Source organism: Angustibacter sp. McL0619 (assembly GCF_049994355.1).
Classification (GTDB): Bacteria; Actinomycetota; Actinomycetes; order Actinomycetales; family Angustibacteraceae; genus Angustibacter.
This window is the reverse complement of sequence record NZ_CP188257.1, coordinates 665292-679479: the sequence shown is the minus strand read 5'-3', so window position 1 is coordinate 679479 and position 14188 is coordinate 665292. Positions and strand designations below refer to the sequence as shown.

Annotated in this window: 15 protein-coding genes; 7 read left to right on the top strand and 8 right to left on the bottom strand. The window is 70.1% G+C overall.

Annotated features, from left to right (window positions below):
• Positions 1–69: 69 nt before the first annotated feature.
• Positions 70–963: a glycosyltransferase family 2 protein gene (locus ACPPVT_RS03235; RefSeq protein ID WP_426565406.1), complete on the bottom strand. Its 894-nt coding sequence runs from the start codon at positions 961–963 to the stop codon at positions 70–72.
• A 171-nt stretch (positions 964–1134) separates the two neighbouring features.
• Here ACPPVT_RS03235 and ACPPVT_RS03230 point away from each other — a divergent pair, with 171 nt between their 5' ends.
• On the top strand, positions 1135–1743 hold the full coding sequence (locus ACPPVT_RS03230) for a sigma-70 family RNA polymerase sigma factor (RefSeq protein WP_426565404.1): 609 nt from the start codon (positions 1135–1137) through the stop codon (positions 1741–1743).
• On the opposite strand, the gene ACPPVT_RS03225 is transcribed toward ACPPVT_RS03230, so the two are convergent.
• The 4 genes from ACPPVT_RS03225 to ACPPVT_RS03210 all read right to left on the bottom strand — a co-directional run bounded on the left by ACPPVT_RS03225 (position 1651) and on the right by ACPPVT_RS03210 (position 4566).
• Positions 1651–2478: a hypothetical protein gene (locus ACPPVT_RS03225; RefSeq protein ID WP_426565402.1), complete on the bottom strand. Its 828-nt coding sequence runs from the start codon at positions 2476–2478 to the stop codon at positions 1651–1653. The two genes, ACPPVT_RS03230 and ACPPVT_RS03225, sit on opposite strands and share 93 nt — an antisense overlap.
• Positions 2479–2511: 33 nt before the next feature.
• Complete coding sequence (locus ACPPVT_RS03220; RefSeq protein ID WP_426567042.1) at positions 2512–3051, bottom strand: IclR family transcriptional regulator domain-containing protein; 540 nt, start codon at positions 3049–3051, stop codon at positions 2512–2514.
• Positions 3052–3122: 71 nt separating this feature from the next.
• The gene (locus tag ACPPVT_RS03215; protein ID WP_426565400.1) at positions 3123–3686 is read right to left on the bottom strand and encodes a hypothetical protein; all 564 of its coding nucleotides are present in this window, start codon (positions 3684–3686) and stop codon (positions 3123–3125) included.
• A gap of 199 nt (positions 3687–3885) precedes the next feature.
• A complete protein-coding gene (locus ACPPVT_RS03210; protein WP_426565398.1) occupies positions 3886–4566 on the bottom strand; it encodes a sigma-70 family RNA polymerase sigma factor in 681 nt (226 codons plus the stop codon).
• Between the two features lie 319 nt (positions 4567–4885).
• Between ACPPVT_RS03210 and ACPPVT_RS03205 the strand changes: the two genes are divergently transcribed.
• The 5 genes from ACPPVT_RS03205 (at position 4886) to ACPPVT_RS03185 (ending at position 11451) form a co-directional block, all read left to right on the top strand.
• Positions 4886–6073, top strand: a complete 1188-nt coding sequence (locus ACPPVT_RS03205) for a PLP-dependent aminotransferase family protein (RefSeq protein ID WP_426565396.1) — start codon at positions 4886–4888, stop codon at positions 6071–6073.
• Positions 6070–6453, top strand: a complete 384-nt coding sequence (locus tag ACPPVT_RS03200; protein WP_426565394.1) for a hypothetical protein — start codon at positions 6070–6072, stop codon at positions 6451–6453. Before ACPPVT_RS03205 ends, ACPPVT_RS03200 begins: the two co-directional genes overlap by 4 nt.
• 130 nt (positions 6454–6583) lie before the next feature.
• Positions 6584–6721: a hypothetical protein gene (locus tag ACPPVT_RS03195; RefSeq protein WP_426565392.1), complete on the top strand. Its 138-nt coding sequence runs from the start codon at positions 6584–6586 to the stop codon at positions 6719–6721.
• Positions 6718–8625: a putative bifunctional diguanylate cyclase/phosphodiesterase gene (locus ACPPVT_RS03190; protein ID WP_426565390.1), complete on the top strand. Its 1908-nt coding sequence runs from the start codon at positions 6718–6720 to the stop codon at positions 8623–8625. The genes ACPPVT_RS03195 and ACPPVT_RS03190 overlap by 4 nt, the downstream gene beginning before the upstream one ends.
• A gap of 72 nt (positions 8626–8697) precedes the next feature.
• Positions 8698–11451 (top strand): helix-turn-helix transcriptional regulator, encoded by a 2754-nt coding sequence (locus tag ACPPVT_RS03185; RefSeq protein ID WP_426565388.1) that lies wholly within the window; start codon positions 8698–8700, stop codon positions 11449–11451.
• A gap of 37 nt (positions 11452–11488) precedes the next feature.
• Here ACPPVT_RS03185 and ACPPVT_RS03180 read toward each other — a convergent pair whose 3' ends face one another.
• A complete protein-coding gene (locus ACPPVT_RS03180; RefSeq protein WP_426565387.1) occupies positions 11489–12253 on the bottom strand; it encodes an IclR family transcriptional regulator domain-containing protein in 765 nt (254 codons plus the stop codon).
• Between the two features lie 127 nt (positions 12254–12380).
• Here ACPPVT_RS03180 and ACPPVT_RS03175 point away from each other — a divergent pair, with 127 nt between their 5' ends.
• Positions 12381–12863, top strand: coding sequence for a hypothetical protein (locus tag ACPPVT_RS03175; RefSeq protein WP_426565385.1), 483 nt, complete (start codon positions 12381–12383; stop codon positions 12861–12863).
• Here ACPPVT_RS03175 and ACPPVT_RS03170 read toward each other — a convergent pair.
• Both ACPPVT_RS03170 and ACPPVT_RS03165 read right to left on the bottom strand, forming a co-directional pair.
• The gene (locus ACPPVT_RS03170) at positions 12860–13402 is read right to left on the bottom strand and encodes an alpha/beta family hydrolase (protein ID WP_426567041.1); all 543 of its coding nucleotides are present in this window, start codon (positions 13400–13402) and stop codon (positions 12860–12862) included. The two genes, ACPPVT_RS03175 and ACPPVT_RS03170, sit on opposite strands and share 4 nt — an antisense overlap.
• A gap of 83 nt (positions 13403–13485) precedes the next feature.
• Positions 13486–14085, bottom strand: coding sequence for a hypothetical protein (locus ACPPVT_RS03165; RefSeq protein WP_426567040.1), 600 nt, complete (start codon positions 14083–14085; stop codon positions 13486–13488).
• Positions 14086–14188 lie beyond the last annotated feature (103 nt).

The window sequence follows — 14188 nt, the reverse complement described above, 5'->3', positions numbered from 1 at the left end:
CGGGTGCTCGATCGCGGATGGACATCCACTCCCCCTCACGCGGGTCCTCGACGCCCCGGTCCATGCCGATCAGGCCACGCTGTCCACCCGCTGCTGCGGGATCGACAACGCCGCGGGGGCCAGCTGCGGGACGGTCACCGCGCCGTCGTCCGGGACACGCACAGAAAGGGTCAGTGGCGGCACGGAGCGGAACCGCAGTCGCCAAGCGGCCAGCTGGGCCAGGCAGTCGGCGCACGCGCGCAGCAGACGCCAGCTGTGGATGGAGACCTTTCCTGTCGTTCGTTGGCGATGTGAGATCGGCACGTAGTGCACGGAGATCCGCTGACGATGCGCGACGATCGACATGAAGACATTGGGAATGAACACGTCTGTCGGGATGTGCTGCAGGGCGAAGGCCAGGTGGCCGCGGTCCATCAGCCGGTAGGGCACGTTCGCGTCCGGCGTGCGCACCTGGAAGATCAGGAGCAGCAGGAAGCGCAAGCAGAGCGAGATCAGTCGCCGATGACGGGGCGAGCTGCGGTGCACGCGAAGGCCGAACACGAAGCCGAAGCCGTGCCGATGCGGCCAGAGCGAGGCGAAGTCGCCCGGGTCGAACTCGTTGTCGGAGTCGACCTGGAAGACGAACTGCGCGCCGGACTGCAGGGCGAGCCGGTATCCGTGCAGGACTGCTGCGCCGTGTCCGCCGCAGGCTTGATCGACATGGCTGACTCGGCTGTCGGTTGCTTCCAGCTCGGTCAGGGTCTGCGACGTGTCATCGGTGGAGCTGTCGTTGACGACGATGATCCGACCCATCGAGCGCTGCGTCAGACCCAGCGCGTCAAGGACGGCAAGCCACTCTGCGACCACCTGACGGATACATTCGCCCTCGTTGTGCGCGGGCATGACGATGGCGAGCTCGGGGCTTGCCACCGCTCGCGTGATGAGACCTGTATCTGGCAGTGCGATCGAGGTGATGCGCGACATGGTGGTCCTCCTTTGCGAGAGTCGCTCTGGTTGTCCGGTGCGGACCATGCCTAGACGTTGCGTCGGCAACGACGGTTCATGCCGGCGAGGAGAAGTTGCGGAGAAATCGCGGATCGGGCCGTCGTAGGTTTCCGAGATCGACCGCATCCCGGGATCGCAGGGGAGCCCATCATGAGTCGGCCCACGACATGCCAGACGAACCCAGAGCCGCTGGCTCGGGAGCTGATCGAAACCCTCGTCGCGGAGCACGGTCGAGCGATACTCGGCTACGCGACGCGGCTCACCGGCGACCGCAGCCAGGCGGAGGACGTCGTCCAGGAGGCGCTGGCCAGGGCCTGGACCCACCGCGAGACCCTGCTGCAGCTCGACCGCCGACAACGCGCCTGGCTGCTGACCGTGGTCCGGAACATCGTGATCGACCAGGCCCGGGCCCGGAAGGCACGGCCGCCGATCGTCTCCACGCCGCCGCCCGACGACGTCATCGGCGCCGTCGCGGCCAGGGGGCGGTTCCAGGAGGCACGGGCCTTGCAAGACCCCGCCGACGGCGTCGTCGACCGCATCACCGTCGTCGACCTGTTGGCTCGGCTGTCCCCAGTGCATCGTGAGGTGCTGGTGCTGCTGTACTTCGGCGACCTCACGGTCAACCAGGCCGCCGAGCGACTCGGCATCCCGCCCGGAACCGTCAAGTCACGGGCGTTCTACGCACTCAGTGCCCTGCGGCAGGCCGTGCGGGACGAGGGTGTCGACCTCACCGCGATGGTCAACCAGGTGAACGCCTGAGCGAGTGACGGGAACGTAACTGGCCATCTCTCGCCAACGCGCCGCCAGAGCCGTCGTCCCGCCAATGACAGCCACCGTCAGGCAGAGCATCACTATCGCGACGAGCCAGTTGGCGACCGGGGCGAGGTCGGAATGGTTTGCCACGTAGAGCGGCCAGGATACCGACGCGAACACCATCGGAAACGCCAAGGTCGGGATCACGACCAGGAAGATCCGATGCCACCCCCGCAAGAGCTGATCGGACGTGTAAAGCAAGAAACCCGTGACGATAGGGGCGGCAGCCATCTGCGGAGCCACCGGCAGAAACTTCAGCGGGACCACGCCGTAGTAGCCCCAAGTGTGCAGGCTCGTTCCGATGAATTCGACGACGACCACGGAGGTGAAGGATCCCGCAGCTACTGCGTGGAGGCGCCCGCGACTCATCCCTGCTCCAATGGCCCGAGCGATCAGGTACGGCAGCAACCCGACCCATGGCACATAACTGAAGACCAGAAACCACGGGATGCTCCGATCAAAGGCCGTGAACGCGACTGGGTTGTCCCGCGCGTAGACGAGCTTCCCAAGGAAGTCGTAGATCGGTTCGTTCAAGGAACAGATGAGCGCGCCGACGCATGCGGCGACAGGCAAGACGTCACGCCTCCGAATCGAGTCACGAATCGCCCACACGAATGCAGCGACGGCGAGTGCGGAGAAGACGCCGAGCACGACACCGGTATCGAGACTCGACATCAACACCGGTGGAGTATCTGTTCCACCCGCCATGGTTCCTCACCTTCCGTGCGAGAGTCGGTCTGGCATCCGGTGAACGCTTGAGCGAGTGCACCGGAACCTCTCGGCGACCAGCTGAAGCTGACCGACCAGGAACGGGACATCCACCCGCCCGCGGCGTCCGCGCACCGTCAGCGCGGCCGCTTCACCGTCCCCGGCCGACAGCCGCACCGCGACGCAGACGGCTGCCGGGGAGGAGCTCGCGTGGATGGCGAAACCGTTGCGCCGCACCGTGACAAGACGTCCGATGAGAGCGTGGCGCTCGTCCGCGGTGAGCCCGGCCAGCACCGCGGCCGCCGCCTTGTCGTCCCAAGCCATCAGGACGTCGCCAGCAGCCGTGTCGCAGACCGCGGCCCGCCGGGTCACGTCGGAGAACGACCAGAGTTCGTCACCGCCGTGGATCCGGTACGGGAACTCCACGCCCGCGCTCGTCAGGATCGCGGCACTGACCGTCAACCGGGTCCGCACGAACAGCTCGCCAACCGGGCCAGCAAGGTCCCGACGCACCGCCCACCGCCCTCTGCCGACGTCCAGGTCCATCACGCTCACCACTCCTCGCCTGTGCAACGGCTCGAGGGAGCGACCGGTTCATCGCCTCGCGTGGAGAACAGTCAGAGGTCGGCGCGGACGACGACCCGACCCGCCCCGTCCTGGAGCTCCAGGGCAACCACGTCGGCCAGCGCCACCGCCGCAGAGCCGGTGATTGTGGGTGCCGGACGCTGAGCAGCGTCCACCACCCAGCTCATCGCCGGCTCACGAGAACCGTTGCGGGACACCACGAACAGCCGGTAGATGCCAGGCGGCAGGTCAGTGCCCGCGACCGCGACGCGGACCCAGCCTGCGGCCCCGTTCAGCGTGTAGCCCAGCTGTGCGGCCGAGCTCGCACTGGTGGCGACTCCGGAGAGCTCGACGTCCTGCTCCCGCAGCCGGTCCAGCGTCCTGCGCACCAGGTCCGTCGCGTTGGGCGCTGGTCCGTCGACGAAGAGCTCGGGGGGCACGGTGGACAGAGCCAGCATGGCGAGCTCGAGCCCCGGCTGGACGTCCCGGCAGAGCACGCAGCCGGCGATGTGCGCCCGGGTCGCCGGCTCCTGCACCGGGTCCAGGGCGCCGAGCACGAACAGAGCCAGGTCTGCGAGCTGTGCCTCGTGTTCGGCACGGCCACCGGCTTCGTTCATCCGACCTCGTCCTGTCGATCCGCACCGCACGGTACAGCAGCCAGAATCGCAGACAAGCCTGCCGCTCGCTCGTCGCTGAGTCCAGCAACGTACCAGCGAGCGGTTTAGTTCATTCGGATCAGCGTGGGCGACCACGTGCCCGGGGCCACCATCGGGCGCAGCAACCCCGAGCACGCGGATCTGTGGGGATGGTGCGCCGTCAGCACTCCGCCGGCTGGGGCGTCCCGACGGCCGCCACCCGGGTGCGCGGCGCTGTCTCGGGGGTCAGCACTCGTTGGGTCTGCACCAGCTCTGGTCGCAGATCCACCTCGCATCCCTGACCCTGGATCATGTCGCGCACAGCCCGCAGGGCATAGAAGCAGCGTGACTTCGCCGTGCCCACGGCAATGCCCAGCTCGTCCGCGACCTCGGTCACCGTACGGCCGCGGTAGTACACCTCGACGATCACCTCCCGATGCGCAGGTGACAGCCGGCTGAGCAAGGAGTCCAGGAACTGCGCATCGGCGATCTGCGAGACGAAGTCCGGGCCCTCGTCACCGCGTCGGCCACGGAAGCGCGCAGCGTTGTGCTCGACACGGTCGTCCGTGACCGGGGAGCTCACCAAGGCCGGCCGGGCCGCGCGGGCGCGTGCCTGGTCGATCACGATGCGCCGGACCACGGTCAGCAGCCACGCCCGCTGAACGGCGGGCTGGGGCTGGACGTTGTCGCGATGCCGCCAGGCTCGGATCATCGCCTCCTGGACGACGTCCTCGGCCAGGTAGCGATCGCCGGTCAGGCGGGTGGCATATCCCAGGACCGCCCCACCGTGCTCGGCGAACAGCCTGGCGATGATATCGGCGCCGTTGTCGTCGCTCTCCGGCGACCGCTGGTCCGTGGTCATCGATGTGCTCCTCACGCGTCGGCTGCCCGAAACTCCCGACTCGCTCAGAGTGCTCGGCGTCCGCTGTGCATGCATCTGTCACGTGACTGGTCTCTAGACCGGTCACCTGTTCCACATTGCACAGGGGCGTACGGCATCACTGGTCGTGCTCGCGTCAGGCTTCAGGCGGGCGTCGAGCCTCGCCGCAGCAGCTGGTCGGAGTGGAAGTCAGCCCTGCCCAAACACCGGCCTCACGTACCGAACGAGTCCGGCGGCCAACAGGTTCACTGGCGTTCCGCCGCGCTTGTCGTCCGGCACCGGTCGGACCCACGATCCCGGCATGGACCACACGCAGTACCTGGCGCGGCGAGCTCTGTCGACGTCCGTCGGACCCATCGACGAGCTGTTCGCCACGGTGGCCCGCCGGCCGGACGTCGTCTCGTTTGCGGCCGGCGCGCCCGACCTTGCCCTGCTCCCGGTCCCAAAGGTGGCCGCGGCCGCCCAGCGGGCCCTGGACCGCTGGGGCCCCCGAATTCTGCAGTACGGGCCGACCGAGGGTTTCGCCCCGTTGCGCGAGGCGTGCCTGCCCCTGCTCGCCGCGCGCGGACTGTCGGTCACGGCTGATGCGGTGCACATCTCCACAGGCGGTTCGGGCGGTCTCGCCACCGCGTGCCAGGCACTGCTCGACGAGGCAGACGTCGTGCTGGTCGAGCGGCCCAGCTACCCGCCGGCCGTCAAGGTGTTCCGCAGCTTCGGCGCCCACGTCGTGGGCGTGCCCAGCGATCAGCACGGCATCATCCCGGGCGCACTGGACCACGCGCTGACCGAGCACCGGCCCAAGCTGGTGTACCTGATGCCGACGTTCCAGAACCCCACGGGCAGAACCGCTTCGGCGCAGCGTCGCCAGGCCGTCGCCAGCGTCCTGCGCGACCACGGTGCCCTCGCGGTCGAGGACGACGTCTACTACGACCTGCGCTACAGCGGCTCGGCGCTGGCGGCCCTGGCCGCCTACGCTCCGGAGCACGTGATCTACCTGACCTCGCTGTCCAAGACCGTCGCCCCGGCCCTGCGGATCGGCATCGTGGTGCCGCCGCCCGCCCTGATGCCCGCCATGCTGGCGCTGAAGCAGGGAATCGACATGCAGACCTCGTCTCTGACCCAGGCGATTGCGACGGAGGCACTGACGGACCCGGCCGCACCCGCCCAGTTGGAGGCACTGCGCACGAGCTACTCCCGCAAGCGGGACCTGTTGGTCTCGGCGCTGCGCGCCGAGCTCGACCACCGGTTCGCCTTCGACGTGCCGGACGGCGGGCTGTTCCTGTGGCTGCAGGGCCCGGACGGCTTCGACGCCGAGCGGGCCCTCCCGGCGGCACTGGACGTGGGAGTGGCATACCTGCCCGGCGCAAGCTGCTACGCCGAACCCGGCCACGGCCGGTCCGCACTGCGACTGAGCTTCGCGGCTCCACCAGCCGCCGACATCGCGGGCGCTGTCGGCAGGTTGGCCAGCGTCCTGGGCCTCGAGCAGTGAGCGCACTGCCGCATCCGATCGTCGGCGCTTGGGTCGTCGAGGCCACCGGCGCGCCGTTCGCGTACCACGGGATGTTGTTCCACGCCGACGGCACGATGCTTCAGTCCAACCCGGACGCCGGTCATGCCGACAGCAGCGACAGCGCAGGCGTCGGTGTCTGGCGAGCCGATGGGAGCGTCGTGCGCGGCCGGTTCGCCGAGTTCCTCGCCGATCGCAAGACTCACCTGCTGCTCGGCCGCCGGGACGTCACGTTCGTACTCACGGTGGACCTCGACGGCTTCAGCGGAACCTGCCGGACCCACTACGTCGACCCCAAGGACTCGACGCAGTCCGAGGCGATCGAGGACGGCACCATGACAGGACTCCGACTCCGCGTCTGACCTCGTGCCCAACGTGCTTGCACAGTGTGGGCAGGCGACGGCGCAGCCCTGAACCCTCGGGCGCCACGGCTCGTTACGACCAAGCGCGCCGTACACGGACTTTAACGTGCGAACGGACCGGAGGGCCGACATGAACCGCAGCACGGAACTCGGCACAATCCTCGTCTTCACCTGCCGGAGCGACCTGCGGCGCGACCTCTACGCGGCCGGCGAGCCGGCTTCGCGGCCGGCCGCTCGCCTGAGCCAGCTCACGCCGGGGCCACCATGAGCGCCGGGCCCGCGATGGTCGAGCTCAGACTCTTGGAACGGGTCTGGCCACGGCGCGGTGACCTGCTGAGCAGCATCTCCGTCGAGCTCTCCCGCGCGCTGACCTCTGGCCACTGCGCGAAGGACGTGGCCGACGCGCTCGTGGAGCAGCTGATGACCCTGCTGCCGGCGGTCGGGGTCTCGGTGACCACCGGCACGGCGGGCACGCCGGCAATGCTCGCGACGTCGGACGCCACCGTCGCGGGCCTCGAGACGTTGCAGGCCGGGCTGGCCGAAGGTCCCGGACCGCAAGCCCGACGCTGCGGCCACACGGTGGTCGCGGTGCTCGGCGACGGGGTGACCTTCCCGCGCTTCGCACCGGCCGCCGCCGACGCTGGTATCCGGTCGGTCGTCGCAGTCCCGCTGGCAGTCGAGGGTGTCGCTCTGGGCGTGCTCACTCTGTACCTGGACGACCAGCATCGGCTGCCCGCGCGGTTCGTGCCGACCCTCGAGCTCGTTGCCGAGCTCGGGGCCGGTCACCTGCGCACGGCGCTCGACCGGCAGGACGCCGTCACCCAGATCGCTCTGCTGCGACACCGCGCGCTGCACGATCCGCTCACCGGGCTGGCAAACCGCCCGCTGTTCGAGGAACTTCTGGCGACGGCCGTGGCCCGCGACCGGCGCTCCCAGCGCAGCACCGCCGTGCTGTTCGTCGACCTGGACGACTTCACGGCGGTCAACGACCTCTTCGGTCACACGTTCGGCGACCGGGTGCTTCAGGCGGTGGCGGAGCGCCTGAGCGCCGTGCTGAGGCCCGGGGACACGCTCGCCCGGCTCGGCGAGGACGAGTTCGTGATCCTCTGCGAGAGTCTGAACGCGCCGGCTCAGGCAGGGCTGGTCGCCGAGCGAGCGGCGGCTGCGCTGGACGAGCCGCTGCACGTCCAGAACCGCTGGATCCGCGTTTCTGGCAGCGTCGGCGTCGCGGAAACCCTCAGCGGCACGGCGCCGACGAGCCTGCTTCGCGCGGTGGACCCCCCGATGCACCAGGCCGAGGCCGTCGGTGGCCGGCACCAGGTGTCGGACGGCCGCACGGTGCTGGCCGCGGACCATCTGACCAGGCTCGAGATCGACCTTCGGTCGGCCCGTCGACGCGGCGAGCTCGAGCTGCTGTACCAGCCCATCGTCCGGGTGCCGGACCGCACCATGGTGGGCGTCGAGGCGCTGCTGCGGTGGCAGCACCCGACCTTCGGGCTGGTGATGCCGGACGTGCTGGTGCCGGTCGCCGAGCGCAGCGACCAGATCGGCAGGCTGGGTGAATGGGTGCTGGACGAGGCTTGCCGCACGGCCGCCGGATGGCAGCGCCGGTACGGCTGTGCCGACACCCCATGGCTCTCGGTGAACGTGTCCGCCGTGCAGGTGGCCTGCCCGACCTTCAGCGGGACGGTGGCCCGGGTGATCGGCGAGACGTGCGTCGACCCCGCGCGGCTGCACCTCGAGATCACCGAGAGCGTGCTGCTCGCCGACGACGCGGCGGCGCGCGAGAACCTGCAACGGACGAAGGCGCTCGGCGTCCGGCTGTCGCTGGACGACTTCGGCACCGGGTACGCCTCGCTGGCCTACCTGCAGCGCTACCCGTTCGACGTCCTGAAGGTGGACCGGCGGTTCTTGCGCGGGGTCTGCGGCGCCCGCCGTCCGGACCGGGCGATCGTGTCGTCGGTGATCGAGCTGGCCCACACCCTGGACATGACGGTGATCTCGGAGGGCGTCGAGACGGACGAGCAGTTCGACCAGCTGGCCGAGTTGGGCAGCGACCTGGCACAGGGCTACCTGCTGAGCCAGCCGGTGCCGGCGGACACGATCGAGCGCTGGCTGGACAGCTGCGGGCCGGGTGAGCGAGTGGCACTGCCGAGCCGACTGGCGCAGTAGCAGCCTCCGAAGAACCGCAGTAGCAGCCGCACCACCCACGGGACTACGTTTGCCATCGTTGAGGAGCACCAGATGAGCCATCCGAGCGGCCCGCAGAGCGCACCCGATGACATCGTCGGCCGAGGGCCCGAGCTGGCGGCCGTCGGCCAGCTCGTCCCGCCGGCGGTCGAGACCTCTGACGTCCTGGTGCTTGTCGGGGACGCCGGCATCGGCAAGACGACGTTGCTGCGGTGGGCCGCCGAGCAGGCACGAGCAGCGGGAGTGCGCGTGCTCTCCGCGCGCGGCAGCGAGCTCGAGGCGGACTTCGGCTACGCCGGTCTGCACCAGATGCTCCGGCCCGCGCTGGCCCACCTGGACGAGCTTGCGGACACGCAGCGGCTCGCGGTGCTGACCGCGTTCGGTCTGCGGGCCGGCGGCGGAGCCCCGGATGCGCTGACCCTCGGAATGGCGGCCCTGTCCCTGCTTTCGCGGATGGCGGACGACGGACCGGTGCTCCTGGTCGTGGACGACGTGCAGTGGCTGGATGAGGCCTCCCTGGGCACTCTGTCGTTCCTGACCCGTCGGCTGCAGGGCGAGCCCATCTCGCTGCTGGCCGCCGCTCGAGGGGAGGCGCCGCCCGCGGCACTGGTCCGGGACGCCACCGTGGTCGAGATCGGCCCGCTCGCGGTGCACGAGGCGGAGCGGCTGCTGGACCGCCAGCCCGGCGCCCCGACCGGGCCGCAACGCCAACGGCTGCTGGACGCCGCGGCCGGCAATCCCCTGGGCATCGTGGAGCTCACCAAGGCCTTGGCCCGTGGGGACAGCCAGGACACATCCTGGGAGCCCGGAGGAGTGCTGCTGACCGATCGGCTGGAGAACGCGTTCGCAGGGTCCTGGCGCGCGCTGCCGGACGATACCCGCCGAGCCACGCTGCTGGCGGCGACCGCTGACCAGCGAGATCTGGACGAGCTGACCCCGATCGTGGGTTCGGACCTCGCGATCTGGGCGCCGGCGGTCGAGGCCGGGATCGTCGTCCTGCACGAAGGCACGCTGGACTTCCGTCACCCGTTGGCACGCTCGGGCGTGTACCGGGCCGCATCGCCCGAGGAGCGACAGGCCGCGCACCTGGCCGTGGCGCAGGCGTTGACCGGCTCTCCCGATCGGCAGGTCTGGCACCGGGCGGCGGCTGCGGTCGGTCCCGACGAGCTGGTCGCGGCGGCACTGGAATCCATCGCGAGCAGCGCGGAGGACCGCGGCGGCGCGGTGCAGTCGCTGTCCTTCTACGAGCGTGCGGCCCGCCTCAGCCCCGAACCGGCAGACCGCGGTCGCCGGCTCGCCAAGGCCGCGTTCGTCGCCATGATGAGCGGTCAGGGCAACGGAGAGCGGCTCGCCGCGGAGGCGATGGCGGCATCAACCGATCCCGGCACGCAGGCGTGGCTGACGCTGCTGCGCAGCAACCTGGCCTACGCCGACCTGCAACCCCGGTTCGCGGCCGCGATGCTGCTGCCGCTGGCCGAGGCTTCCCTGCAGACCGACCTGGCCGTGCACGCGCTCGCGATGACCGCCGCGATCGGGGACTTCGCCAACGACCAAGAGCTGACCGACCGCACCGCCGACCTGTTCGCGCAGACCGCGAGCACCTCGGACGAGCTCGCTCCCTACCGGCTCTTCCTGCGCACGATGCCCGACCCGATCACCAACCACCGAGCCGCCGCGGACGAGCTCGCAGCGCTACTTGGTTCGGAGGCCAGCCGATCGCTGAACATGGGCTCGATCCTGTTCGGTGTCGCCATCCTCGTCGACGGGACCGAGTACATGCTCAACGAGCTCCAGGACTCTGGCGCGCCGAGCAATCTGGAGTCCTGGGGAAGCAAGTCCACGATGAGCGTCAGCATCGTGCACCTGGGCACCGCGCAGCTGGACGCGGGTCGCTGGACGGATGCCAGAGACACCTTGTCGGCGCTCACCGAGGCAGCGCTGACGTCCGGCAAGCTGGGGATGGCCGAGCTGCTGGCGCTGGTCGGGACCGCGCAGCTGAACGCTCTCGAGGGTCACTACGACCAGGCGCGCGCACAAGCCGGCCGGGTCCAGGAAGTGGCCGACCTGGCTGGGCTCGGCGGCATCGCGGCGGACGCGGAGCGGGTGCATGCCCTAGCTGCTGCCGGGGAGGGCGAGTACGACGAGGCGTTCGAGCGGCTTCGAGCGCTGTTCTCAGCGGACGGCGACGCGCGGCACTTCCACGCGTACTACGCGGTGGTGGACCTGGCGGACGCGGCGGTGCGCACCGGCCGGTCGGCCGCCGTCCGCCCGATCCTGGACCGCGCTCGGGACCGCCTGCTCGGGGTCGCGTCACCCCGCCTGCAGCTGCTCACCCACCACGCCAGTGCCCTGCTCACCGACGACCCCGACACCGCCCACACCCAGTACCAGAGCGCCCTCGGCCCAGACGCCGCCCGCTGGCCCTACGAACACGCCCGCACCCAGCTCGACTACGGCCAATGGCTCCGCCGCACCCGACGGATCACCGAAGCCCGCACCCAGCTGAGCGCCGCCAAGACCACGTTCGACCGCATCGGCGCCGCCCCCTGGTCCGACCGCGCCCGCACCGACCTGCAGGCCGCCGGCGTCGCCGTTGAATCCCACCACCCGAGCGCGCTGGACCAGCTCACCGCACAACAACAGCAGATCGTTCGGCTCGCGGCCGACGGCCTGACCAACCGCGAGATCGGCGAACGCCTGTTTCTGTCCCCCCGCACCATCGGGTTCCACCTGCACCAAGCCTTCCCCAAGCTCGGCGTCACGTCCCGCAACCAGCTCCGCGACCTGGTCGCGGCGCCGGCGAGCTGAGCAGGGCGCCGCGGAGCTGAGCGGGGCGCTGCTAGCGTCACCCAGCCTGGACGGCCGGCAGGGTGGCGGACTCGGCGACGGTACGCAGCTGCTGCACCGCAGCCGCAAGGTCGCCGCCGCGGACGTGCCCGCGCAGGACCAGTGCCGCAGTGGGTCGAGCCTGCTGGTCGACGACCGGCGCGGCCAGGCAGACCAGTCCGGACCGGGAGTCGGTGCGCACCGCGACACCGGCCTGCCGCGTCTCGGCGAGCCAGCCGAAGAGTTGGGCGCGTTGCCGGGCGCTCAGGGCCGCCGCCGTGGCCAGCTGCTGGGCGGCAGGCTGGTTCCAGGCCAGCAGCGCAGCGCCGGAGGCGGTGGCCAACGCCGGCGCCCGGCCCGTCTCGTCGGAGGTGGTCCACCCGCCGTCGGGGCCGTGGATGCGGTAGGGGTAGACGACCTGACCACCATCCAGGACCGCAGCACTCGTGGTCAGCCGGAGCCGAGCGAACAGCTCGCCCACCGCCGGCGAGAGTGCGCGCCGCAGCTGGCCGCGGTGGACGGCCCAGGTGACCGCGGCACCATCGCTCGGCCGGACTCGCACCGCATACCGCAGCCCATCGCGGTCGACCAGACCGGATGCGACCAGCGCGGCCAGAGTGCGGTGGATGGTGGACTTCGCGCAGCCCAGCCGCCGCGCGAGCGCGGTGAGCGGGAGCGCACCGCCGTCGGCGTCGAGTGCGGCGAGCACCGCGAGGGCACGCTGGACCGCCGCGCCCTCCGTCGTCCCGGCGGCCCCAGCCTCAGGTCGTGGTTCCTGCCACATGTGCACCCCCTGACCGGGCGAACGCTTCGAGGTGCCCGCACTTGAGCTGTGGGACGTGCGCGGACCGCGCGCGGTTCAGTCGTTCCGAGCCCTGAACCGGACGCCGACACCTTGCGTTCTGCGCGTTGTGCCCCAACAACTCAGGACCCCGTTCGAAGCTGTCAGCCACAGCGAGACCACGGTCCGCTTCCCGCCCACCGACCGGGCCCGCGACCCGATCCGGCTCGACGAGCCCGCCAAGGCCCAGATCGCCGCGTTGGCCAGCGCGATCGTTCCCGAGATCGTGCGACACGCCAGCACCGGGGGGGACCGCGTCGAGATCTCCATCATCGGCTATGGCACTCGTGGCCACTCCAACACGGCCTTCGTCGGCATCCGCCGAGCGCGCAACGTGGAGCTGCACCTGCGGCGTTCGATGCGCGCGGTCGGCGAGCAGCTGGCGCTGTCCGCCGAGCTGGACAAACTGGTGGACCGGTACCCGATCGGCATCCAGTCGCACGGTGCGGCCGCTGCGCCAGAGACGACCGGAGAGACCCTGAGGGAGCGCCAGCAGGCCGCCCTGATCCGGGTTACCTGGCTTCGATTTCTCGATCCCGTCGCGGTGGGCTAGGGGCTGTCCTCGAACAGCAGCCGATCAACCCACGATCGAACCGCACTCGTCACTCTTGTGACATTGCCCTCGAGTCCACCTGCTCCACCGTCGAACATGTGGTCAGCGCCGGGTACCTCGACCAGCTCGAACCGCGGAGGCAGACGCGGGTACTCCGCCGGGGTTCCGAACGGGTCCGCGCCGCCTTGGACGATGAGGGTCGGTGCCGCCGTTCGCAGGAGCTCCGAACGGCTACCCGGTCCGCGAATCGGATACGCCAGGGCAACGACGCCGATGGCGCCCAGGGCGCCGGCGGTTCGACACGCGACCTGCGCTCCAGCCGATCGGCCCCCGGCGATGACCGGGACACCTTCGCGACTGACCCGCGACCAGGTCGAGGCCCAGGCGATGTCGAGGGACGCCTGATCAGCCGCGCTCCTGTTGCGCTCGACGCGATAGGGCTGTGTCATCAGCGCCACCGTCACACCGGCTCGAGCAAGTGTCCGCGCGACGGCCTGCAAGTCCGCGGCCTCTACTCCCGTGGCACTTCCGTGGCCCATGACCAGTACCGCGCGCGCCGGCGAGGTGGCCGGGAACCAGGTGAGGCGCGCCCTACCCACAGGTGTCGGGACATCTTCCTCGGTCATCGGGTTGGTTCCGTTCGTGCGACCGCGTGACGACGGAGGAAGTCGCCGACCTGACGTGCGATGTGAGCCGAGGACGGGATGACGTGCCCGCTCGAATGCTCGATCACCTCAGGCTGGGCGAACCGCGAGGCGAGGTCGGCCGAGTCTCGGGGAGGCACAATGACATCCGAGCGCCCGACGATGTGCAGTGAAGGCAGGCTGATGGGGGCTTGGAACAGCCGGGCGTGCTGCGACAGCGGGCTGGTGAAGCCACCGACCATGATCGCGAACTCGAACAGCTGCGATGGTTCATCGGTCTGCTGCACGGCACTTAACAGCCCCGTCATCGCGGCGCCCTGGCTGAAGCCGAAGACCCCGTCGAAGCCGCCGATTCGCAGCTGGGAGAGCACCGCATCACGGGAGCCCTCCCAGCCGGCGAATCCCTCGTGCCACCAGCCGAAGTCGCCTCGGGCCAATGCGGGCGCGTCGGTGAACACGAGCTCCACCGGGTCCGGAAGAGCGGACGCCAGATCGAGCAGCTGCCGTCGCAGGATCGCGCCGCTGCCGTGATAGCCGTGCAGGCACAGAATCCGCGGCACGACGCCGTCCGTTGTCATGTCGGTCACAACGAGCGGACCATTTCGAGGGTTCATCCACCGTGACCGCCGAAGCAAGCAGATAGGGCCATTTCGCCCATACCGCCCATTGAGTTCTGTACCG